A 22,057-nucleotide genomic window follows, 5' to 3' on the forward strand; every position below is an offset into this window, starting at 1 on the left:
AAGGGGAAAGTTCTAAAAGGTTGTTCTTTTTCCGGGTTTCTGAAAAAAATGCAAACTGAAACCGAAACGGAACAAAAACAAACTGGACGGCCGTGAACCGGAGCAATATTGAAGATGGCACAAAAGAAGAAAACTAAGACAGAGAGGAAGAACTCAATGGCTGGAAAGAATGTCGAAAAGGAAACCCTGATCGTAACGAGCAAAGTAAAGGCTTACATTAAGTCTAAAGGATTTATGACTTCCGGAGATGCGATTGACGGATTGAACGAGAAGATTCACCAACTGATCGATGACGCTGTGAAACGTACTGAATCCAACAAAAGAAGTACGGTTCGCCCGACTGATTTCTAATTCGATTTGATCTTCATCAAAAACAAGAGCGAAATCGAAAAAATGAGAGCGGCTGGGAAACTGGCCGCTAAACTTTTGGATTATATTTCCGCTTACGTTCTACCCGGTGCTTCCACATTGCAGTTGAACGATCTTTGCGAGGAATTTACCAAGAAGCACGGAGCAAAATCCGCTCCGCTCGGTTATAAAGGATTTCCTAAATCGATCTGTACTTCCGTGAATCAAGTTGTATGTCACGGAATTCCAAAAGCGACGGATGTTCTAAAGGAAGGGGATATCATCAACATCGATGTGACTCCTCTTTTGGACGGCTATCACGGAGATTCTTCCCGTACGTTCATCGTAGGCGGTAAGACGATTCCGGAAGTGGAAACCCTCGTCGCGGATACGGAAAGAGCGATGTATATCGGCATCGAACAAGTCAAACCCGGCAACCGAGTGCACGATATCGCGAATGCGATCGACGATTTTCTGACTCCGAAAGGATACGGAATCGTTCGCGATCTGATGGGACACGGAATCGGCAGAGGCTTTCACGAAGATCCTCAGATCCCCCACTTTCGTCAGAATCGAAAACTTGCAAAGCTCGAACCCGGTATGATCTTTACGATCGAACCGATGGTCAACCTCGGAACCTGGCAAGTCAACTTCTCCAAAGAAGATCATTGGACCGTAACTACAAAAGACGGCAAGTGGTCCGCTCAATTCGAACACACGATTCTCGTCACCGAAAAAGGCTATGAAATTTTAACCGTATCGGGTTAATCTGGTGTCATGGAAACGGTACTTGGTTATCTGAGCGCTTTAGGTAGAGACGCAGTATTTTTTTTAATCAGTTTTGTTCTCTTTTACATCGGTAAAAAAATCAAGGATTGGATCGAACCCGGCGATCTCGATCACGAAATCGTAGTCAATAACAACACCGCGGTCTCTTCGGGGTTAGCAGGTTATTATCTCGGGCTTACGTTGATTCTGCTCGTAATCCTTTCCTCACCCGGAACCGATTTTATCTCGGATTGTTTTCAAGTTTTATACTACGGCATTCTCGGGATTCTCCTTTTGAATCTTTCCTACTATATCAACGATAAGGTGATCTTTAGAAGTTTGGATTTTAACGAACTTGTATATTCGGGGAAGAACGTAGCGGTCGGTGCGGTCGTTTTCGGAAGTAGCATCGCTTCCTCCATCATTATCGCGGCTTCCTTAAGCGGAGATAACTCTGGACTTGCGTTTTCGATTTGGAAGGACTTGGGTCTTTTGGAACCGGTTCAAAAACTTTTGGACGGAACCATTCTCGGGGTTTTGTTTTTTTCGATCGGACAATTCGCTTTGGTTTTGTTTACGCTCGCGTATCGTAAGATCGTTCCGTATTCTTTGGATGTGGAATTGAAGGAAAAGGAGAATCTTGCCTCCGGAATTTCCTACAGCGGTGCGTTAGTCGCTCTTGGAATCATCATCGCAAGAGCTCTTCACAAAGATCCGGTTTCGATGGAACACACTCTATTTCAAATCTTTTTGGATTTTGTACTTGGGTTGATCGTAATTCCGGCGGTTCGACTTTTGACGGACGCCGTAATTCTACCCGGAAGTACTCTCAAGGAAGAAATCAGTCGAGATCAAAACGTGGGAGTGGGAATCTTGGAAGCCGCCGTACTCGTCAGCTTTGCGGGAATTCTTTTTTACGCGGTTTAAGGTTTAGAGGAATTCTTTTAAGAGAGGTTGCGACTTCGCAGTTTCTGAAGTCGTATTAATAGATTTCTCTAGAAGTATAAAGTTTCCATTCCAGATGATAAACTTTGCGAATTCCGTATTCGAAAGAATCTTTGAGGAGTTTGATTCGATCTTCTTCGGAAAAATCTTCGATCGAACCGGAAACTTCTACGGTTTTTAAAACTTCAGAACCGAGTTCTGCAAAAACGTACTTATGATTCGTATGAAACGGTCTCAAATCCCTTTCCTGAAAACCCTTCAACGCACCGACTACGGCTGCGAACACGATCTGTTTGGAAAGTTTATCCTTAGGCAAAACGGCGAGACGAATCGCGGAAACAACATCCGAATAAGAAATAAAACCGGAATGATTCGGAAGCAAGGCAACTTCAGTGCGGGGAAATTTATTCTTTTCGGATAATTGTTTTTGCATACTCGATTTGTATCAAATTTATGATCGAAAGTAAAGAAATAATTTCCGAATTCAAATCTCTGATCGAAAGCTCCGGCTTTGATCTTTATGGAATTTGTGACGCAAAAATTCCACAAGAAGACAGAGATAACATTCTTTCTTGGGTAAAGGAAGGAAAACACGGAAAGATGGAATGGTATCCGAAGAACATGGATCTTCGGTTGGATTTTAAGAATCTCGGTTTTGATCCCGTTTCCGCAATCGCTCTGGGAACTCTTTACAACGATCCCGAATACGACGAGTTCTCCCGAAAAATGTCGTATCGATTTTCAAGATACGCGATCGGTGAAGACTATCATCGTGTTCTGCGAAGACTTGCAAAACCTCTAATACAGGCTTTGAAAACAAAATATCCGAATCATAAGTTTCGTCAGGGTGTGGATTCTCTGCCGGTTCCCGAGAAGGTTTTAGCGAGAATGGCCGGACTCGGATGGAAGGCGAAGAATACGAATCTCATTCATCCCGACTTCGGTTCGTTCTTTTTTATCACAGTGATCTTAACCGATTTGCCCGTTCATACGGTACAAATCGACGTCAAGGATCGATGTGGAACCTGTACCGCCTGTATCGATTCCTGTCCGACCGGAGCCTTGGAACCTTATAAGATCGACGCTGGCAAATGTATATCGCATCATACATTGGAAGATTCTTCCGAAACGATTTCGGATACTCAAGGATGGCTCGCGGGTTGCGACGTTTGTCAGGATGTTTGTCCGTGGAATCACGTAAAGGCGCGTAAAAAAGGGATTCAAACAAAAAGGGAAGAATTTAAAACCCGCTTTTATTTTAAGGAGAATCCCGATTCTATCTTGGATTTCAACAAGGAAGAATTCAAAACCTATTTTTCTGATTCCGCTATATCCCGAATGAGTTTCGAGATGTTTCAGAGAAACGCGAACCACATCAAAGATACTTTCAAAAATCCTAAAGTTTAAGCCCGCGTCGCTCCCGGATTTTGAATCCAAGAAGGATTGAGCCCGGTTTCTCACCAAAGGATTGAGGGCGCGGCCGCGGACGAAAATTACCGCTAACAATCTACGGATAAAATCAAGAATTTGCAGAATCGAAGCCTGAATGTGAAGACGATTTTGGAAATTTATTTCGTCCGAATAGAACAAAGGAAGAATCTTTATTTAACTGGGCGCGTTTGATTTATTTTTATTAGAATATTAAAGTTTAAAAAATTAAAATATTAAGATTTACTTTAGTTTATTGTGTATCCATATTCAAATAAAGAATATTCGTATTTAATTTTAAATAAGGTTTGGTGACGGTTATAAAAAATCCATGAGACGAATCCCTTTTAAACTTTTGTATGTGGAAGACGAAGAGTTGATTCGTGTAACTATGGTTCGTTTTTTAAAACGTTTTACCGCGTTCGTCTGTTCCGCAGAAAACGGAAAAGTCGCTTGGGACATGTTCCTTGAGTATCAACCGGACGTAATCATTACGGATATCAAGATGCCCGTGTTAAACGGAATTGAACTCATAAAAAAAATTAGGGAACAAAATTTGAATATTCCGATTGCCGCAATGACCGCTTTCTCAGAACCTGAAATTATAGAAGCGGCGCGCAACGCGGGTGCGAATGAAATTTTTATCAAACCGGTGAGCGTGGATCATGTAAGAAAACTGCTTCTTACATTCGAAAAATAGAATATTTGTAAACCGACGGATTAGTATACGTTACGATCAATGGATCGAATAGAATAGGAGTCGGTATTTGTCAGCAGAATTAGCTCAAGCCAACAATCACAAGAACGTTCAACGTGAACTCACGTTGGAAATCGATACGAACTACGCGGTAGAAATCGCGGAAGACGTTTACTGGATCGGTTTCTATGACGAGAGAGAATCCCTTCACTGCAATCCGTATATGATCAAAAACGGAGAAAGCACCATTCTGATCGATCCGGGATCGATTCCGGACTTCCCGGTCGTCGCAAGAAAGATATTCTCACTTGTAGCGCCGGATTCCATCGAAACGATCATCTTACAACACCAGGATCCGGATCTTTGCGCCAACGTTCCCATCTTCGAGGACCTGCGAGGTGATACTCAAGTGCAGTTGATCGCGGAAACCAGAACCGTATATCTCATCAAACACTACGGAGTGAAAGGAAGTGTGGTTCGTATCGGCGATAGCCTCACCGATTTTGAAACTCCGAGCGGAAGAAAACTTCAGTTTATCAGTACTCCGTTCGCACATTCTCCCGGAGCGATGATTACATACGACGTTAAGTCCAAGGTTTTATTTACCAGCGACATTCTCGGGGGATTGGGGAATGAATGGTCCCTCTATCACGACGCGAGGGCTTTAGACAATATGAAGGCGTTTATGCAAGCCTACATTCCGTCCAATCTTGCGTTGCGTTATGCGCTCCTTCGTATCCAGAGTTTTGACGCGGAGGTTATCGCACCCCAACACGGACAGATCATCCGTAAGGAGCAACTTCCCGCGATCATAGACGAACTTTGGAATCTTCCCTGCGGTTTGGATCTGATCAAAGACGATATGATTCAGAAGGCTCGTAAAGGAGATCTGCGTTGAACGAGCTGGCTGAATTTGCAAAGAGTATCGCGATCGGAAGCCCCGAGGATATAATCCGAAGAGAAGAGGATTACTATCGCGCTTTGAGTCGAATCGTCCGTTACCGCAACAAGGAAACGTTAACGAGAGAGATGATGAATCACTTGGTCAACAGCGATCGAAACCGGATTCTCGAAGAGAAAAAGAAGGCCGACGTTCTTTTACAAAATATTCTTCCCGAATACATGATCGAAGAATTGAAACTCAAAGGGAAGGTAAGACCGATCCAACACGAGAACGCGGTCGTGATTCTTACCGACTTCGTAGGTTTCTCGGATATCAGTCGTTATATGAGTCCGAACGAACTTCTTAAGGAACTTTCGATTTACTTCGACGAGTTTGAAAGGATCTGCACCAAACATAGAATCGAAAAAGTAAAGACGATCGGGGATGCGTTCCTCGCCGTGGGCGGACTTGGAGGTTACAAAAGAACGGCCAAACTCGATTCCATTCTTGCTTCTTTGGAAATGATGGAATACACGGAAAGAAAAAAGAAAGAAAAGATCCAAGAAGGAGACGACGCTTGGGGACTCAGAATCGCGATTCATTCGGGCACTTTGATCGCCGGAGTTGTCGGTCACACTAAGATTGCATTCGACATCTGGGGACATACCGTGAACCTCGCTTCTCGGATTGAAAACATAAGCGAACCCGGAAAGATCACCGTGTCCAAGTCCGTTTACAACGACGTTCGAGATTACTTCGACTGCGCGTATATCGGAATGAAGGAACTCAAAGGTGTGGGGAGTCACGATCTTTATACGATCGATTCCATCAAAAAGAATTTGGGAAATCCTGTGTCTTCACAAATTCCGGGTGAGAATTTTAGAAAACTGTATAAGGCTTTGGAGCAGGGGAAACATATCATGTTCTCCGATGGGAAATATCATATTTCCAATCCTGCAAAATCCGGAAACGAACGCGCCGTTCTTACGAGAGAATGATTCGTTTCTAAGGATGAACGCGGCTTTTGCCGTCTGGAGCCGCGCGGATTTCGAGTGAAAATTGAGATCCGCGGACAAAACAGGATTTACCTTCCTTGCCTGTGTCATTCCATGTAAAGAAATCGCATTTCTTTACGACTGTGGAATCCAAAACAAACTCCATCGACACAAAACTCATTGTGGAACTCAGAAAGAATCTTCTTTCCTGGTTTCATAAAAACAAAAGAGAACTTCCGTTTCGAATCAACAAAAACGCGTATCGAATTTGGGTGAGCGAAATCATGCTTCAACAAACTCGGGTTGCGGCCATGCTTCCGATCTATGAAACATTCTTAAAACGATTTCCCGATCCTCAAACCTTACAAGAAGCTTCGGAAGAAGAGGTGATGAAATATTGGAAGGGGCTCGGTTATTATTCGAGGGCGCGCAACTTAAGAAAAGGCGCGGCGGTGATCGTAGACAAACACAAGGGACTTTTTCCGAAAGAATACGAAGACGCTTTGTCGATTCCGGGTGTGGGAAGTTATACGGCTTCGGCGGTTTTATCGATCGCATACGGAAGACAACACGCGGTCTTGGACGGAAACGTTAAGCGCGTTTTATCCCGATTGTTTTTAATTACATCCGACCCTCTTGCAAGTTCGACCAATCAAGTCCTCGGAAACTTGGCGCAAGAATTCTTAACGCCGGATTCACCCGGAGATCACAACGAAGCCATGATGGAACTCGGAGCCTTGGTTTGTGTTCCCGTTCCGAATTGTTCTTCTTGTCCGCTTTCCAATCACTGCGAGGCGCGTATCGCAGGAAAGGAAAAAGAAATTCCGGCGCCAAAGTCGGTGGAGAATTGGGTCGCGCTCGATCTCAACTTTTTATTTTTGAAATCGCCTAACGGTGTATTGGTGGTAAAGTATCCGAGCCGAAGATTTTTTAAAACCATCTATTCTTTGCCGTTTCGACTGGAAGGAAAACATCCGTATGAAAAGGACGAATGGGTGGAAGAATTGTTCGAAGATCCTTTGCTTAGGGAGAATTCTTTGCGAACCAGACATTCGATCACGAACCATAAGATTCAATTGAAATACAGCGAACTGGAAACGACGAACGCAAACAGGATCGAAAAAATTCTTCAAAAAAGAAAGGATGTCGAATTCAAGTGGGTCGAAGAATCCGATCTCAAGGAAGAATTTCCGTCGTCCATTTCGGGCAAACTGATCCAACTGAAGAATAAAAATAAAAAACAACCGGAACTTCCGGTAGGAAAGCAATGAAAATCAGGTCCACCTCCGAATTCGTAAAAGAATTACAAATACAAAAAGAATTACTCGTAATCGAAGAGGAAGTCGATCCGGTTTTGGAACTCGCCGAAATTCAAAGACGGGTAGTCGCGAAACGCGGACCGGCCGTTCTTTTTAAAAACGTAAAGGGTTCTCGTTTTTCGGTCGCGACGAACCTCTACGGTTCCGAAAGAAGAATGAAAATCGCTTTCGGGGAAGACCCGATTCGGTTCGTGCAAAAAATCGCATATACGATCCAACACTTTCTTCCTCCGACCCCGTCCAAAATTTGGGACTTAAGAACGATCGCGTTTCAGGCTCTCAGGGTAGGACTGAAAAAAGTCAAAACCGCTCCGGTTCTCGAACATACATTAGAATCTTTGCATGAACTTCCAACGATCAAATCCTGGCCCAAGGACGGAGGAAATTTCGTAACCTTACCCTTGGTATATACGGAAAGTCCTAAAACCGGAAAGGGAAACCTGGGAATGTATCGGATTCAGATCCACGGACCGATGGAAACCGGGATGCATATTCAAATCCACAGAGGTGGCGGAAACCATTATTACGAAGCCGAAAAGGAAGGAAATTCTCTTCCGGTTCATATCTATGCCGGAGGTCCTCCCGGGCTTACGATCGCGGCGGTCGCACCTTTGCCCGAAGAGATCAGCGAACTGATTCTCGCCTCTTTATTGTTAGGTGAGAAGCTCGGAGTCAAAAGGGATAAAAATATTTCTTTTCTTCCGATCGTAGCCGACGCGGACTTTCTCATACAAGGAATCATTCCTCCCAAAATTCGAAAACCGGAAGGGCCGTTCGGAGATCATTACGGCTATTATGCATTGAAACACGACTATCCGGTCGTACAAGTAAACAACATCTATCATCGTAAGGATGCGATCTGGCCCGCCACCGTGGTAGGTCGTCCTCCGCAAGAGGATCATTGGATTGCGGAATATTTACAGGACCTTTTATCGCCGATGTTCCCGGTAGTTATGCCCGCGGTCAAAGGCGTTTGGGCTTACGAAGAATCGGGAGTCCATTCTCTCGCCGCCGCGGTGGTGAAGGAACGATATCAGGGAGAAGCGTTTACGGGAGCGCTCCGTATATTGGGTGAAGGACAACTTTCCCTCACAAAGGTTCTTCTTGTTACGGATCAAAACGTGGAACTCAAGAACTTTAGAGAAACGTTTATTAGTGTTTTGGAAAGAATGAATCCGGTTACGGATCTTCATATTTTCGCCAATATTTCCCAGGACACGTTAGACTACACTGGACCGGAAGTGAACAAGGGTAGTAAGGCAGTTTTCCTAGGATCGGGCAAAAAGAAAAACGATCTCAAGACCCGTTTTCAGGGGAAACTTACGAATTCTTCCTTTAAAGATCCGAAGGTTCCATATCCGGGAGTTTTGGTAGTATCGGGTCCGAAGTATAAAATCAAGGACGGGGTTCCCGCAAAACTTCTCAAAGAAAAATCGATCCGGGACTTTTTGTTCGTATTTATCGTGGACGACTCCGAAGACGCAACCAAAAGCGATCACGATTTTATCTGGTCGATCTTTACTCGTTTTGAACCCGCCGGAGATATCTACGCGGACACGAAATTAATCCGAAATCATCCGGCGTTGTATCCTCCCGTCGTGATCGATTGCAGAATGAAAACCTGGTATCCTTCTTTGACGGAAGCGGACGCAAAAACCATCCGTAAAGTCGACGATAGATTTGGTAGACTGATAGACTCTCTTTAGGAAATTTGAATTCTATGACAAAAAAAAGATGTATCGTTACCGGCGGAGCCGGGCTGATCGGATCCAATCTCATTCAGGAACTCAATCGACAAGGGATCGACGATATTTTGGTCGTGGATCATTTGGGAACCTCTTCCAAATGGAAGAATCTACTCGGAAAAAAATATTCCGATTATCTCGAAAAGGACCGTTTTTTGGACGCGGCCGTTCGTACTAATTTATTAAAAGATTATGATATTCTGTTTCACTTGGGGGCTTGTTCCTCTACGACCGAAACGGACGCTTCGTATCTGATCGAGAACAACTTCGAATATACGAAATTACTTGCGAACGAATCCCTAAAAAACGGAATTCGTTTCGTGTATGCTTCCTCGGCCGCAACCTACGGGGACGGGGCTCACGGATACGACGATAAGGCGTCGATCGATTCTTTAAAACCTCTCAATATGTACGGATATTCGAAACATATGTTCGATCTATATGCGCAAAAACACGGATTTTTAAACCGGATTACAGGAATCAAATATTTCAACGTGTTCGGATACGGGGAAGGACATAAGGGAGATATGAGAAGCGTCGTACTAAAAGGATACGAGCAGATCAAAAAAGAGGGAAAGATCCGTCTTTTTAAATCCTATAAACCCGAATATAAGGACGGGGAACAAAAACGAGACTTCTTATACGCGAAAGACGCGGCAAAGATCACCGCCTATCTCGCGTTTGGCGGACACGGCGGGCTTTACAATCTTGGAAGAGGAATCGCCGAAACTTGGAACGATCTTGTTTCCGCAATCTTCGATACTTTGAAACTTCCGAAAAACATCGAGTATACTGAAATGCCGGAAAGTTTAAAGGCGAAATACCAGTATTATACCTGCGCCGATACGGCGAAACTCTTGAAAACCGGTTATGGAGAAGGATTTACTCGATTGAGTGAGGCGGTGAGGGAGTATGTAACCCTCCTCGATGAGGAAGAGGGTACATAACTAATCTTTAAAGTGATTTTTAAGGATAATTAACCGTAGATTTTAACGATCGTACGAATCAGATCCTTGTATTTTCCGTCTTTCAGATAGTAAAAGACTTGGTTGGATTCTTTTCTGCTGGAAAGAATTCCGTTGATCTTCATTTTGCTGAGGTGCTGAGAAGCCGCAGATTGGCTGATTCCCAGTAAATCCACGAGTTCACCTACGCTGTGTTCTTTCTGAGATAGGAAGAAAAGAATCTGCAAACGGTCAGGGTGAGCTATCCCCTTGATCCCACGAATTGCGGATTCTAACTGGTTTTTCTTTAATGCTGATTTTTCTTTAGACATTGTTTTACTCTTATTTATATTTCTAAAAGAAGATGCTTTTTCTTTTTAGACCAAAATACCAAATTTAGTTTATTCAATTTTAGTAATCTAGTAAATCAAAATTCGGTAAATTACGGTCTATTATATTATAATTTTATCTTAGTGTAAAGTTATTTTCTTAAAAAAACGATTTCCGATTAAATTTTTACTCCACCTGAAATTTCTAATATAACTCCGGACACTAAATCGTTGTTAGCAATGAACTCAGCAGTGAGAGCAATCTCATGCGGTTCTCCTAATCTACCGATCGGTATCAACGCTTCCCATTTTTTTAATGCTTCAGGATTCATATCCTTCATAACCATTTCTGTTTTTATAAATCCGGGCGCAATACCTGCCACACGAATGCCGTATCTACTTAACTCTTTTGCCCACAGTTTTGTCATTGCGGCGACTCCGGCTTTTGCGGCGGAATAGTTTGTTTGTCCCGGGTTTCCATGCATAGCAACGGATGCAATTGGAATGATAACACCTTTACTTTTGCTTTCTATCATTTGAATAGCGGCTTCTCTTGCGGTTAAGAATACTCCGGTTAAGTTGACGTCTATTACCGATTGCCAATTTGAGAGTGACATCTTCGAAACTACTTTACCGGTTTCTTTATCTGTTTTTACTAATAAACCGTCTCTTAAAATTCCCGCGTTTAAAACGACAACGTCCAAACTTCCGAATTGTTTCACCGCAGACTGCATAAGCTTTTCTGCATCTTCTTCTTTGGATACGTCCGCTTTGAAAGAAAAAACTTCCGCGCCTAAAGCTTTGATATCCTTTTCCGCTTCTTTCAGCTTTTCTTCAGATATGTCTGAAAGAACAATTTTTGCCCCTTTTTTGGCGAAATGCTCCGCCATGGCTTTACCGAGTCCGCCTGCGGAACCGGTAACGAGTACTGTTTTACCTTTAATGTCCAAGATTGTTTTCCTTTAATTCTTTACTTCTAATGCTGATGTATTCTTCGGAGAACGGAATCTCCACGCGTGCGATGGTCTCGTGTTCTTTCGTCATGATTCTAAAGAGGTGAGGATCTATATTCTCACTTTTTAATAGAATCATAATGAGTGCGATCCCAAGTCCCGCACCTTCCGTATTATCCATATTGTCCATATAGAATTCGGCGATGTCGTTGTAACCCATCGCCTTTTTCATCTTCTCCCGCATCCTTTCTTCTTCTTCCTCTATGACGGGAGTATTGTTTGTGACTTCGACGACGACACCTTCATTTGTATACGTAATGTTTAATTTTACAGAAATTCCACGAGCAAGACATCGTTTGCCATATTCATCCGCCATCTTTTCGGAGAACTTCGCTTTAAACGCGGTGATTCCTTTTTCGTAATCTTCAGGATTTCGAATGTCCAAACCTTCGTCTTCGAAAAAGACCCTTTTCTGATTGGCCTTCACTCCGTTGATGGACATTTCTTTGGTGATCGTATATAACATTTCGATATAACGAGTTTGTCCGACCTTAGTTAAGATTTCCGTAATGATTCTAAGGACGTATTTTTCAAGTTTTGAGTTCATCCGAGAGGATTGAACTGTAATTCGGGAACGAGTTTCGATGAGTTCGGACAGTTTCTGATCTAGGTCTTGAAAACTTTTTGCCATATTTTTTTAAATCCCCGTTTATACCGGACGCTACAAATTTCCCTGTCAGTTTCGATCACAAAGAGAGGGAATCAATCAAATTCCAGAATTACGATATTCTAAAAATGGATTAAATCCTCTAAATTCCGAAAGGCCTTTCTCACCCGAGAATGGAGATTCGAAGATTCATTTTTTAAGGTTCTATGCATCGTCGTTTTTATAACCTATCGTCGGCAAATTTTTCTCAGAGATTCACAAAAGAATGTATTCTCAATTCTTCATATTTGAATTTGAAAAAATTCTCAGATTCATAATTATAAGAAGGGAACTTCTAATTTCTTAAATTAGCAAGTTGTGGTTCTTTCGTTGTGGTTCTTAAGGAATCGATAACATTCTTAGGTTCTAATCCGATTTGATTTTGTGTCAAACGAACACGATCAGGACATTTCACTTCCCTAATGTTAAAAGGAAATCTAATCCGGTTTCAGGCTCCCATCCGACCCCAATTTGTTTGGGCTTTGAATTAGAAAAAAAATCGGTCCCAAGAAAAAGTGATTGCAATCATATGTATAGCAATTATATGAAGGGTATAATTTGTTTAGTATTTCGAGGTATATATGCTGAAGACCCTGAATATAAGAGATTTTGCTCTGATTGAAGACGCTTGTATCGACTTCCAAAAAGGAATGACGGTGATCACTGGGGAGACCGGGGCCGGAAAATCCCTGATCCTGGACGCCATATCGTCGTTGTTAGGCGGAAAGAGCAGTCCTATGGAAATCCGAACCGGAGCGCCGCGTTATGTGTTAGAGGGAGTATTCGATCTTTCCAAAAATCCGGTCGCGATGGAATGGCTTAAGGAGAAAGGATTCCCGTTTGATTCCAAGGAACTGACCTTACACAGAGAATGCAGTCGGGATGGAAAATCCAGAATTCTAATCAATCAGTCCCTGGCTTCTTCGACCACGTTACGCGGCTTAGGAGAATTGCTCGCGGAAGTACACAATCAAAACGATCAGATTCTTCTTTTGGATCGAAGCGAACAACTCGACATCATCGATTTGCACGCCGGTTTGATTCCTCTTCGAAACGAGGTGAAGGAATGTTTTCTCACGTACAGAAGTATGAAAAAACGTCTGGAGGAACTTCGCAAGAACGAAGAGGAGAAATCCAAACGGATCGAATTTCTTACGTTTCAAATCAAGGAGATCAAAGAGGCGGATCTAAAAGACGGAGAAGAGGAAGGTTTGGTGCAAGAGGAACATCTTCTGGCTCACGGAGAACTTCTTGCGGAGAATTATGAAATTCTTTCCGCACATCTGGCGGACAGCGAATCCGCGATTCTTCCTTCGTTTCCGAGACTTCTCAGCGCGGCGGAAAAGATCAAATCGATTCAACCCGATTTCGGTAAGACCTTGGATTCTTTACAGGAGATTTACATTCAATTAAAGGAAATCAATTCTTCAGTGTTGGATGAAAAGGAGGAAATTTTCTTTTCTCCCGATCGTCTTCAGTTTGTTCAATCCCGTTTGGATCTGATTTCTAAAATGAAAAAGAAATACGGTTCCAGTTTGAGCGAAGTTCTGGATTGCAAAAACAAGGCGGAACAAGAACTCGAGGCGATGGAAAAAAATTCCAAGAACAAGGAATCCATGGAGATCGAAATCGAGAAGGTCACTTCCAGACTCGGTTCTCTTTCGATTCAACTTTCCAAGGCGAGACGGGAATCTTTGATTCGTTTCGAATCTTCTTTGAAATCGGAATTGGATCAACTCGGAATGCCGGGTGCCGCGGTTCAGGTGGTTCTTCGTTGGGAACCGAGTCCCGAAGGAGAAATTTCGGCTTCCGGTAAAAGTTATATCGTAAACGAATCCGGTTTGGACCAACTCGAGTTTTATTTCAGTCCGAACCCGGGTGAAAAACCGAGACCTCTTCGTAAGATCGCTTCCGGCGGAGAAGTTTCCAGAGTGATGCTTGCCATCCGTTCGATATTAGGCGGACAATCCAATCTGAGAGTGTTGATTTTCGACGAGATCGATTCCGGCTTGGGCGGAGAGATCGCAATGGATGTGGCCCGCAAACTCAGAAATCTGGCGGGAAATCATCAGTTGATTTTGATCACACATTTGCAGCAGATTGCGTCGGCGGCAAACGATCATCTGAAAATTTCGAAATCGGTGGAAGGTGGGCGCACTTTTTCCAAGGCGGAATTCTTGAGTTTAGAAGAACGAACTTTGGAACTTGCGAGAATGATTTCGGGTCAGAGGGTATCGAAAGGCGCTCTTGAACACGCTAAAGAACTGCTGAAAAAACAGGCGGTCTAACGGTGCAGATTTCCCGATTTGGAATCTCTGTAAAAAGGAGGTACGCGGATTAGAAAACTGTTTGGCAACTACAAGAGAGTTTTAAACTCTACTCAGGGGAGAATTTTACTCAAATGTTTTTAGCCAAATCCGATTCTCTGATTTCCGCGATTCCTCCGGAATCCGTACCGATCGTTATCGTTTTAGTTTCCATCATCGGTTTTACAATCATCATCGAAAGATTGATCTACTTTTCAAAGTGGAAACCGATTACTCCAGAGGATTGGCGTTCTCTCAAAGACTTATTCCGTCAAAAAAATTGGGACACAGCGACCGATTATCTCAAGGGTTTGAGCAACGGTCCTTCCGCGCAGGTTCTTCACGCGGGTATCGAATCCAGTCGGAGAAACGCAGATGGCGCGGAAGAGGAAATGCTCTCCGCAGGTTTTGCTCAGATTTTAAAAATGGAAAGATTTCTTTCCGGACTCGGAACGATCGCGACGATTTCTCCCTTACTCGGAGTTCTTGGAACGGTTTTGGGAATCATTCGTTCCTTTGAAGAAGGTTCCGGTACGAGAGGAGCGGAAGTGGGTATCAGCGAGGCCTTGATCACCACCGCGATGGGACTTGCGATCGCGATTCCGGCTTACGTTGCTTACAATTACTTTCAAAAGAAAAAGGAAGATACGATAGCCGAAATGGAAAATCTTTCCGGTCAGGCTCTCAAATATCTGAAATAATCATTATGAAATTCAGAAAGTTCCGATCTTCCGCAAGTAGAGGAGGCCAAATCGAATTGGCTCCCCTCATCGACGTTATTTCTTTTATCGTTATTTATTTTTTGATGAACGCGACTTTGGAAAAATCGACGGTGATGAAGATCGAACTTCCGCGTTCGTCGTCGACCGCACAAGAAAAGAAAAAAGACGAGCTTGTGATCACGGTCAATAAGGACGGTAAGGTGTTCTTGGACAAGGATACGGATCCGATTCCATTGGAAAAACTTACGGAAAAGATAAACGTTTTCCTCGGACCTGCGGACAAAAGAGAGCCGGGTAAAAACAGAGTTATCATTCGAGGCGACGGCACAGCGAGTTACCAAACCGTGATCAAGGTCATCGATAAGGTAAACGAGGCGGGAGTTAGTAAATTTAACTTAGCCATGGTGCGACAAACAGGTTCCGGGGAAAAATAGAAATCCGGTTGAGAAGGTTTTGGTTCTGGTTGCAAATATCGGGTGGCTTTAGACTTTACGTTGAAACGAATATTCTCCCTAACTCTGAAAGGATCCGTAGTCGCGATTCTTTTAGGACTTTTATTTAACTCAGGAGAACTGACTCAACTCCTTTCCAAACGTTCCGACTTTTTGGGAAAGGTAATCAAAGAAGTCAAATTCAAGGGAAATAAAAATACACCGGACGGCGATCTCGAATCCATGATCGAGATGAAGGTCGGTAAAACCCTCACGAAAAAAATTCTCGATAAAGATCTTAAGACACTTTTTAACTCAGGCTTTTTCTATTTCGTAGATATCCAAGCGGAAGACTTACAAGACGGCGTTCGTGTTATCGTCGACCTCAAGGAAAGACCTCGCGTACGAGACGTGGAATTCGTCGGAGCCGACGAGGTTTTTCCCGCGGACTTAAGAGATAAGCTTCCTCTCAAAGACAACGAAGTCATCACTCCTCAAAAGATCACCAAGTCCAGGGATTTGATTCTCCAAAAATACAGAGACGAAGGATTCTTCCTCGCATACGTAAAAGTGGAGTTGGGTAAACCCGACCCGAAAACAAACTTAGTGCGTGTTCGTTTTATCATAGACGAGGGCGAGGAAATTCCCGTTTCGAAAATCAACGTATACGGAAACGAATCCATTGAAACTTCCGAAATTCTTTCCGTTATGGAGATGAAGGAAGAAGGCGTCTTCGAAGGAGGAAACTTTAAGGAATCCTCATTCGAAAAAGACAAGGACACGATCGTCGCTTATCTGAAAAGTAAGGGTTATCTCGACGCCGAATTGATTCGCGAAGGAACGAACTGGGAAATCCATTGGGAAAATCCCGAAAAAAAAGACCGAAGGGTAATCATCGTCAACGTTAAGATTTCCGAAGGTCAGGTTTACTTCTTCAACGGTTATACTTTAAATCACGATATGTCCTTAGACGGAGAAGGTCGCCCTCTCTTTTTAAACAAGGAGAAGAATCCTCCCGAAACCGCAAAGGACGAACTCAAACCTCTTTTCGCTCCGAAGGAAATCGAAAAAAGTTTGGATTACAGCGACGGGGACGTCGGTGTAATCTTCGATGAAACCCGCTTTATGCGGGATCGCGGATCGATGAACGAACTCTACAGTTCGAGAGGTTATCTTTTTGCTCAGGTGATTCCTCGTAGAAAGGTGATCTCCCTCGATCGGGAGAATATAGAATATTACGAAAATTGCTACAGTCGTAAGTCCGAAGAAGAAAGAAAAATCTGCGAAACGGAATATACACAACTTCACGTTAAACGCCTTCGACAGCTCTATAACACCAAACCCGAGTTACACGGTAAAAAATTCGTTCACGTGGATTTTAACATCCGCGAAAACAATTTGGCTTACGTCGAAAACGTGGTCATCAAAGGAAACAAGAAGACTCAGGATCGTGTGATCCGAAGAGAATTACTTTTTAAACAAGGAGACTTGTTCAATTCCACTCTCGTAAACCGTTCTCGGGAAAGGATTTATAACTTAGGTTACTTCAAAGAGGTGAACTTCAACATGAGACCGGGTTCGGATCAAACGAAGATGAACCTGATCATCGAAGTTCTCGAACAACCCACCGGAACGGTTTCCATGGGGGGTGGTTACGGAACGATCACCGGTTTTTCGATCTTTACCGAGGTCGGGGAAAACAACTTAAACGGAACCGGTCAAAAAATTTCGGGACGTCTTGAATTCGGTCCGTATCGAAGACTCTTTCAGATCACCTGGACGGAACCTTGGCTTTACAATAAACCTTGGTCCCTTTCTCTTTCTCTTTTTTATTCCTCGAGAATTTACAACGTCGGTGCGGTTTCGATTACGGAGAACAACAACCAGTCTTCCATCAAGGAACAGGCGATCTATTCCAGAGACGGGGTCGGGTTTACGGTGGGTATCGGTCATAGAATCTTCATCAACTGGACTCACTTTCATAGGTATTCTCCGAGTATCTATGCGTCCACAAATCCTTCTTCCCTCGTATCGGATCAGGTTCTTGCGGAGGTGCGGAGAGGTTGGCAATTCCGTTCTCAAGTTTCGAACGGGATCGCGTATGATATTCGGGATAACGTATTCAATCCGACACAAGGATACGATTTACTCTTTCAGATGGACAACGTAGGCCAGTTGTTAGGCGGTCAGTCCCACTTCGATCAGTATAGAATTCTCGCGGAATACTATCATACTTGGTTCGACTATAGTTTCTTCGGTCTTTTCAGAAACAACGCACTCAGACGTTGGAGGGTCGTTCAGGAATTTAGAAGTTCTTCCTTGTTTACGTTCCAACGGGTTCCTTCCTACGGTAAACAGGACCCGATTCAAAACCCGTATATACAGTTGCAGGACTTACAGTTCTTAGGCGGTTACGAATCCTTGCGCGGTTGGTTTTACAACGACGCAAAGTACCCGACCGAATGGAGGGACGGGGCGGCGAGCAGGATGATCTTCGGTTCCGAACTTAGGTTTCCGATCGAACCCACCTTACTCTGGTTAGTCGCCTTTTTCGACGCGGGAGCTCTTTATGAAGAAGTCAACCGTGCGACCGGGGTTCGAAGGGATCTTTTTACGACATACGATCAAAGGGTGAGGGAAGCGCAACTCAAGGATCCGGTCGGATACGCTCTTACGAACAGTTATAATTTAAGCGCGCTTCGCAAAGCGGATTATACCTATGAGGAATTGAACAACCCCGCGAACCTTATTCTTTCCGGAAACAACATCGCCTTGGATAAGTTTCGATTCTCTTGGGGGATCGGTCTTAGAATTCAGATCCCGGTTCTTCCTCTTCGGATTTACTTCGCTCAAAAGTTGAAATACTCCGGGGTTGCGGATCATCCGTTTACAAAATTCGATTCGGACAACGCATTTCAGTTTGTATTCGGGATCGGAGACTATAGGTTTTAACCGTGGATCCTCTCCTTGTCGGTCTGAACGAAGAACAAAAAAAAGCGGTTCTCCAAGTTGCAGGTCCGGTGCTGATTCTTGCGGGCGCCGGTTCGGGTAAAACCAGAGTCATCACACATAGAATCGCGAACCTTCTCGTCAATCACGGGATCGATCGTATTTGCGCGGTGACTTTTACGAACAAGGCCGCCGCGGAAATGTTGGAACGTGTAAAAGGTCTGGTTCCTTTTATCCCTTTCAATCTTCAGATCAAAACCTTTCACTCCCTTTGTCTTTATATTCTGAGAAGAGAAGCTTCCTTCTTCGGATTCGCCAGCGGATTCACCGTATACGATACGACCTTGCAGGAATCGCTTCTCAAACAAGTCGTAAAGGATCTTTCACTCGATCCGAAATTTTACAAACCTTCCATGCTCGGAAATTACATCAGCGGACTCAAAGATAAGATGTTATCCCCCGAGGCGTATCTGGAAAAGGAAGGACGGACCGATTTTTCCAAAACCGTTTCCGCGATTTACAAAGAATACGAAAAAAGAAAGGACACAAGCCGAGCTTTCGACTTCGGAGATCTCATTTGGAAAACGGTTCAACTCTTTCAGAAGTCGCCCGATGCGATCGCAAAGTATCGTCACAAATGGGAATACGTTATGGTGGACGAGTATCAGGACACGAACAAGGTCCAATACGAACTCGTTCTGCTTCTCGCCGGAGAAAGAAAGAATCTTTGTGTGGTAGGAGACGACGATCAGTCCATTTATTCTTGGAGAGGGGCGGACATCGGGAACATTCTCAACTTTGAAAAGGATTTTCCTGATTCGACGGTAATCAAACTCGAGGAGAATTATCGTTCTTCGTCGAATATCATTCTCGCGGCCTCCAAGGTTATTTCGAACAACACACAACGAAAACAAAAAGAAATTTTTACGAACAACCCTTCCGGTTCTCCCGTTGTCTTGAACGAATTTGAAAACGAATCGGAAGAGGCGCACGGAACGATCACAAGAATTCGCTCGGCGTATTCTTCAGGAACTGAATATAAGAATATTGCAATATTCTACAGAACGAATTCTCAGTCTAGATACTTCGAAGAGGCGCTTCGTAACGCGGGGATTCCGTATAAGATCTTCGGAGGTTTTCGATTTTTCGATCGCGCGGAGATCAAGGATTTTATCGCGTATTTGAACGTGGTTTCCAATCCGCTCGACAGCGTTTCTCTCCTTAGGATCGTAAATTATCCGCCGAGAGGAATCGGAGATTCGGGGATCGAAAAGATCCGTGAATTCTCCCTCGATAAGGGAATTTCACTTTTGGAAACTCTCGGACAAGACGAAATGCCCCTGAAAAAAGCGGCGAAGTCCAAGGGAAAGGAACTCTATAATCTTTTCAGCGATCTGATCGAAAAATCGGAGAAGGGTTCTTCCCCGTCCGAAATCGCATTAGAACTTTTGAATCGATCCGGTCTCATGTCCTATCTCAAAGAAGAAGGTACGGAAGAATCCGTCGCCCGTCTGGAAAACTTACAGGAGCTCGTAAACTCCATCGAAGAATACGAAAAGAATTCGGATTCTCCCTCTTTGGAAGAATATCTAAATCAGATCAGTCTTCTCACGAGCGAAGAGGACACGAAGGAACTCACGGATTACGTGAACCTAATGACGGTGCATAACGCGAAAGGACTCGAATTCAAAATTGTTTTTCTTTCGGGGCTCGAAGAGGGAACCTTTCCCCACAGCATGAGCTTGGAAGATTCTCATTTCGGAGACGAGGAAGAAAGAAGACTTTTTTACGTAGCTCTCACCCGCGCTCGGGAAGATTTGTATATGAGTTATTGTAGAACCTCGAGAAAGTTCGGCAAAGTCGAAGACCGGATTCCTTCCCGATTCTTATCCGAGGTTCCGAGAGAATGTTTTGGAGATCGGGGTTACGGCGCAAGAGAACGAACCGCAAGAAGACCTCAAGGCCCGCCCTTGGCCTCCAAGATCCGCGAAACCGAGGAAGAATTCGACACCGGATTTTCACCCGCTCCTTCGCCCGATAACGCGTTTCTCAAACCGGGGGACCGCGTAAAACACAAACAATTCGGAATCGGGACCATTCTAAGCGTTTCCGGAAAAGAAAAAAACACGAAGGTCGCGATCCGTTTCGGAAACGTTGAGAAGAACTTTTTTGTTGCCTATACCCCGCTTGAGAAATTATAAGGAAGGGGTAAGTTTAGCCCTCGACAATCCGATATTAATAGCAGAAACAGGAAACCCAGATGAAGAAATTACTCGCAATCTCTCTTTTACTTCTCATTGCCTTTGCCGGGCTTCAGGCAGGAAAATCCCAAGGTGTCGTGGAAGAATTCAACAAGGTGGAAGAATTCAACAAGAACGTTAAACTTTCGGACTCGGCTAAAAAAGCGACTCTGGAAAAGAATCTTCTCTCCGCCGTTAAATACACGCTTCACCACAGATATTTGGAATATAAGGAAATTACGAAGGACCTGAACGCGGAGAGTATGCTCTACGAACCTCAAAAAGGAACGTATACGGTTTACGTAAAGTATAAGAAGTATCTTTTCTTCTACAGCTTCAAAATGGATCCTGAAGTTTATCTTCAAACTCCGGAAAACGAGGTTTTTTACATTCGTCCCGAGAATTTGGACGATCCGCACAAGGAAAACACTCCTTCCGCGGACAAAACCGGAAAGTAATTTTCGTTTCGAGCATTTTCTTTTTTGGATTCGATTCAATATCTTCAGCCCGCCGTAGACTCTGTTCTCGAGGCGGGCAAAATCGTATTAGAAATCTATAATTCGGATTTCAAGGTCAAGGATAAGGGGAAAAACGACCCCGTAACCGAGGCCGACGTGAAAGCCGGTCTTCATATCGCCGATCGTTTAAGCTTTTTGAATATTCCGATTCTTTCCGAAGAGGATTCGGAAAGAAAGGACATATCCAATCTCCACGCGGCTTGGATCTTGGATCCGATCGACGGAACCCGAGAATTCGTGCATAAAAATCCCGAGTTTGCGATCAGTCTCGGTTTGTCCGTTGCCGGACGAGCCACGTTAGGCGTTATCTTCAATCCGGTCACATACGAACTCATATACGGTGTCGAAAACTTCGGAGTCGCTTATCAAAAGTTCGATCGTATTCCCGATTCGTTTTCGATTTCGACGGAGAATTTAACGAAAGTTTTGAATTCTTCCGAACCGGTCAAAAAGGCTTTGATTTCAAGAACCGAAGAAAAGGAAGGATTGTTTCGTTCTTCCATGCTTCCTTCCGGCTGGGAATTTAAAGCGATCGGTTCGATCGCGTATAAACTCGGTTTGGTGGCGGCCGGAAAAGCGGCTTTGTCGCTTTCTTTAAAACCCAAAAACGAATGGGATATCTGCGCCGGAATCGCGCTCGTAAAAGCTTCCGGCGGTTCCGATTTGGAAATCCGATCCGGAAAACCTTACGAGTTTCAAACCGTGAGCGGAAGAGGAGAGGGGTTGATCGCCGGTCATTCTTCTTCCTTGAACGGGGTTTGGGAAAATTCGAAATCTTATTTTCAGGGCGCTCTTCGAGATTGGGACTGATCTTTTTTACGCGTAAAATCC

Annotated in this window: 21 protein-coding genes; 17 read left to right on the plus strand and 4 right to left on the minus strand. The window is 43.9% G+C overall.

The window, feature by feature from the left end:
* Positions 1-156 precede the first annotated feature (156 nt).
* From CH367_RS14610 to CH367_RS14620, 3 genes are read left to right on the plus strand one after another with little or no spacing between them, the layout of a single operon-like run.
* Positions 157-351 carry a hypothetical protein gene (locus CH367_RS14610; RefSeq protein WP_003008197.1) on the plus strand — a complete coding sequence of 65 codons (195 nt, stop codon included), beginning with the start codon at positions 157-159 and terminating at the stop codon, positions 349-351.
* Positions 352-357: 6 nt separating this feature from the next.
* The gene (gene map, locus CH367_RS14615; RefSeq protein WP_100763237.1) at positions 358-1,116 is read left to right on the plus strand and encodes a type I methionyl aminopeptidase; all 759 of its coding nucleotides are present in this window, start codon (positions 358-360) and stop codon (positions 1,114-1,116) included.
* A 9-nt stretch (positions 1,117-1,125) separates the two neighbouring features.
* Positions 1,126-2,043, plus strand: a complete 918-nt coding sequence (locus CH367_RS14620) for a DUF350 domain-containing protein (RefSeq protein WP_100763238.1) — start codon at positions 1,126-1,128, stop codon at positions 2,041-2,043.
* A gap of 55 nt (positions 2,044-2,098) precedes the next feature.
* Here CH367_RS14620 and CH367_RS14625 read toward each other — a convergent pair whose 3' ends face one another.
* Positions 2,099-2,494 (minus strand): LIC_11502 family protein, encoded by a 396-nt coding sequence (locus CH367_RS14625; protein WP_100763239.1) that lies wholly within the window; start codon positions 2,492-2,494, stop codon positions 2,099-2,101.
* A 20-nt stretch (positions 2,495-2,514) separates the two neighbouring features.
* Here CH367_RS14625 and queG point away from each other — a divergent pair, with 20 nt between their 5' ends.
* The 7 genes from queG to rfaD all read left to right on the plus strand — a co-directional run bounded on the left by queG (position 2,515) and on the right by rfaD (position 10,075).
* Complete coding sequence (queG, locus tag CH367_RS14630; protein WP_100763240.1) at positions 2,515-3,468, plus strand: tRNA epoxyqueuosine(34) reductase QueG; 954 nt, start codon at positions 2,515-2,517, stop codon at positions 3,466-3,468.
* A 352-nt stretch (positions 3,469-3,820) separates the two neighbouring features.
* Positions 3,821-4,189 carry a response regulator gene (locus CH367_RS14635; protein WP_100763241.1) on the plus strand — a complete coding sequence of 123 codons (369 nt, stop codon included), beginning with the start codon at positions 3,821-3,823 and terminating at the stop codon, positions 4,187-4,189.
* 67 nt (positions 4,190-4,256) lie between these two features.
* Entirely contained in the window at positions 4,257-5,084 is an 828-nt protein-coding gene (locus CH367_RS14640) for an oxygen-binding di-iron domain-containing protein (RefSeq protein ID WP_100763242.1), read from the plus strand.
* Positions 5,081-6,067 carry an adenylate/guanylate cyclase domain-containing protein gene (locus CH367_RS14645; protein WP_100763243.1) on the plus strand — a complete coding sequence of 329 codons (987 nt, stop codon included), beginning with the start codon at positions 5,081-5,083 and terminating at the stop codon, positions 6,065-6,067. The genes CH367_RS14640 and CH367_RS14645 overlap by 4 nt, the downstream gene beginning before the upstream one ends.
* Before the next feature lie 140 nt (positions 6,068-6,207).
* Positions 6,208-7,335, plus strand: coding sequence for an A/G-specific adenine glycosylase (mutY, locus tag CH367_RS14650; protein WP_100763244.1), 1,128 nt, complete (start codon positions 6,208-6,210; stop codon positions 7,333-7,335).
* Complete coding sequence (locus CH367_RS14655; protein WP_100763245.1) at positions 7,332-9,089, plus strand: UbiD family decarboxylase; 1,758 nt, start codon at positions 7,332-7,334, stop codon at positions 9,087-9,089. The genes mutY and CH367_RS14655 overlap by 4 nt, the downstream gene beginning before the upstream one ends.
* Before the next feature lie 14 nt (positions 9,090-9,103).
* Positions 9,104-10,075, plus strand: coding sequence for an ADP-glyceromanno-heptose 6-epimerase (gene rfaD / locus CH367_RS14660; RefSeq protein WP_100763246.1), 972 nt, complete (start codon positions 9,104-9,106; stop codon positions 10,073-10,075).
* 29 nt (positions 10,076-10,104) lie between these two features.
* Here rfaD and CH367_RS14665 read toward each other — a convergent pair whose 3' ends face one another.
* The 3 genes from CH367_RS14665 to CH367_RS14675 form a co-directional block, all read right to left on the minus strand.
* Positions 10,105-10,404, minus strand: coding sequence for an ArsR/SmtB family transcription factor (locus tag CH367_RS14665; protein ID WP_000031888.1), 300 nt, complete (start codon positions 10,402-10,404; stop codon positions 10,105-10,107).
* Between the two features lie 176 nt (positions 10,405-10,580).
* A complete protein-coding gene (locus CH367_RS14670; RefSeq protein ID WP_100763247.1) occupies positions 10,581-11,351 on the minus strand; it encodes an SDR family oxidoreductase in 771 nt (256 codons plus the stop codon).
* On the minus strand, positions 11,341-12,045 hold the full coding sequence (locus CH367_RS14675; RefSeq protein WP_100763248.1) for a histidine kinase: 705 nt from the start codon (positions 12,043-12,045) through the stop codon (positions 11,341-11,343). The genes CH367_RS14670 and CH367_RS14675 overlap by 11 nt, the downstream gene beginning before the upstream one ends.
* 596 nt (positions 12,046-12,641) lie before the next feature.
* Between CH367_RS14675 and recN the strand changes: the two genes are divergently transcribed.
* From recN to CH367_RS14710, 7 genes are all read left to right on the plus strand, one after another.
* The gene (gene recN / locus CH367_RS14680) at positions 12,642-14,348 is read left to right on the plus strand and encodes a DNA repair protein RecN (protein WP_100763249.1); all 1,707 of its coding nucleotides are present in this window, start codon (positions 12,642-12,644) and stop codon (positions 14,346-14,348) included.
* A gap of 113 nt (positions 14,349-14,461) precedes the next feature.
* Complete coding sequence (locus CH367_RS14685; RefSeq protein ID WP_100763250.1) at positions 14,462-15,067, plus strand: MotA/TolQ/ExbB proton channel family protein; 606 nt, start codon at positions 14,462-14,464, stop codon at positions 15,065-15,067.
* A 5-nt stretch (positions 15,068-15,072) separates the two neighbouring features.
* On the plus strand, positions 15,073-15,522 hold the full coding sequence (locus CH367_RS14690; protein ID WP_100763251.1) for an ExbD/TolR family protein: 450 nt from the start codon (positions 15,073-15,075) through the stop codon (positions 15,520-15,522).
* Positions 15,523-15,582: 60 nt separating this feature from the next.
* Complete coding sequence (locus CH367_RS14695; protein ID WP_476737514.1) at positions 15,583-18,471, plus strand: BamA/OMP85 family outer membrane protein; 2,889 nt, start codon at positions 15,583-15,585, stop codon at positions 18,469-18,471.
* A gap of 2 nt (positions 18,472-18,473) precedes the next feature.
* Positions 18,474-20,669 (plus strand): ATP-dependent helicase, encoded by a 2,196-nt coding sequence (locus tag CH367_RS14700; RefSeq protein WP_100763253.1) that lies wholly within the window; start codon positions 18,474-18,476, stop codon positions 20,667-20,669.
* A 59-nt stretch (positions 20,670-20,728) separates the two neighbouring features.
* A complete protein-coding gene (locus CH367_RS14705; RefSeq protein WP_100763254.1) occupies positions 20,729-21,166 on the plus strand; it encodes an LIC11625 family surface-exposed protein in 438 nt (145 codons plus the stop codon).
* A 24-nt stretch (positions 21,167-21,190) separates the two neighbouring features.
* Positions 21,191-22,036: a 3'(2'),5'-bisphosphate nucleotidase CysQ gene (locus tag CH367_RS14710; RefSeq protein WP_100763255.1), complete on the plus strand. Its 846-nt coding sequence runs from the start codon at positions 21,191-21,193 to the stop codon at positions 22,034-22,036.
* The last annotated feature ends 21 nt before the right edge of the window (positions 22,037-22,057 follow it).

Origin of the sequence: Leptospira barantonii, assembly GCF_002811925.1 — a bacterium.
Taxonomy (GTDB): Bacteria; Spirochaetota; Leptospiria; order Leptospirales; family Leptospiraceae; genus Leptospira; species Leptospira barantonii.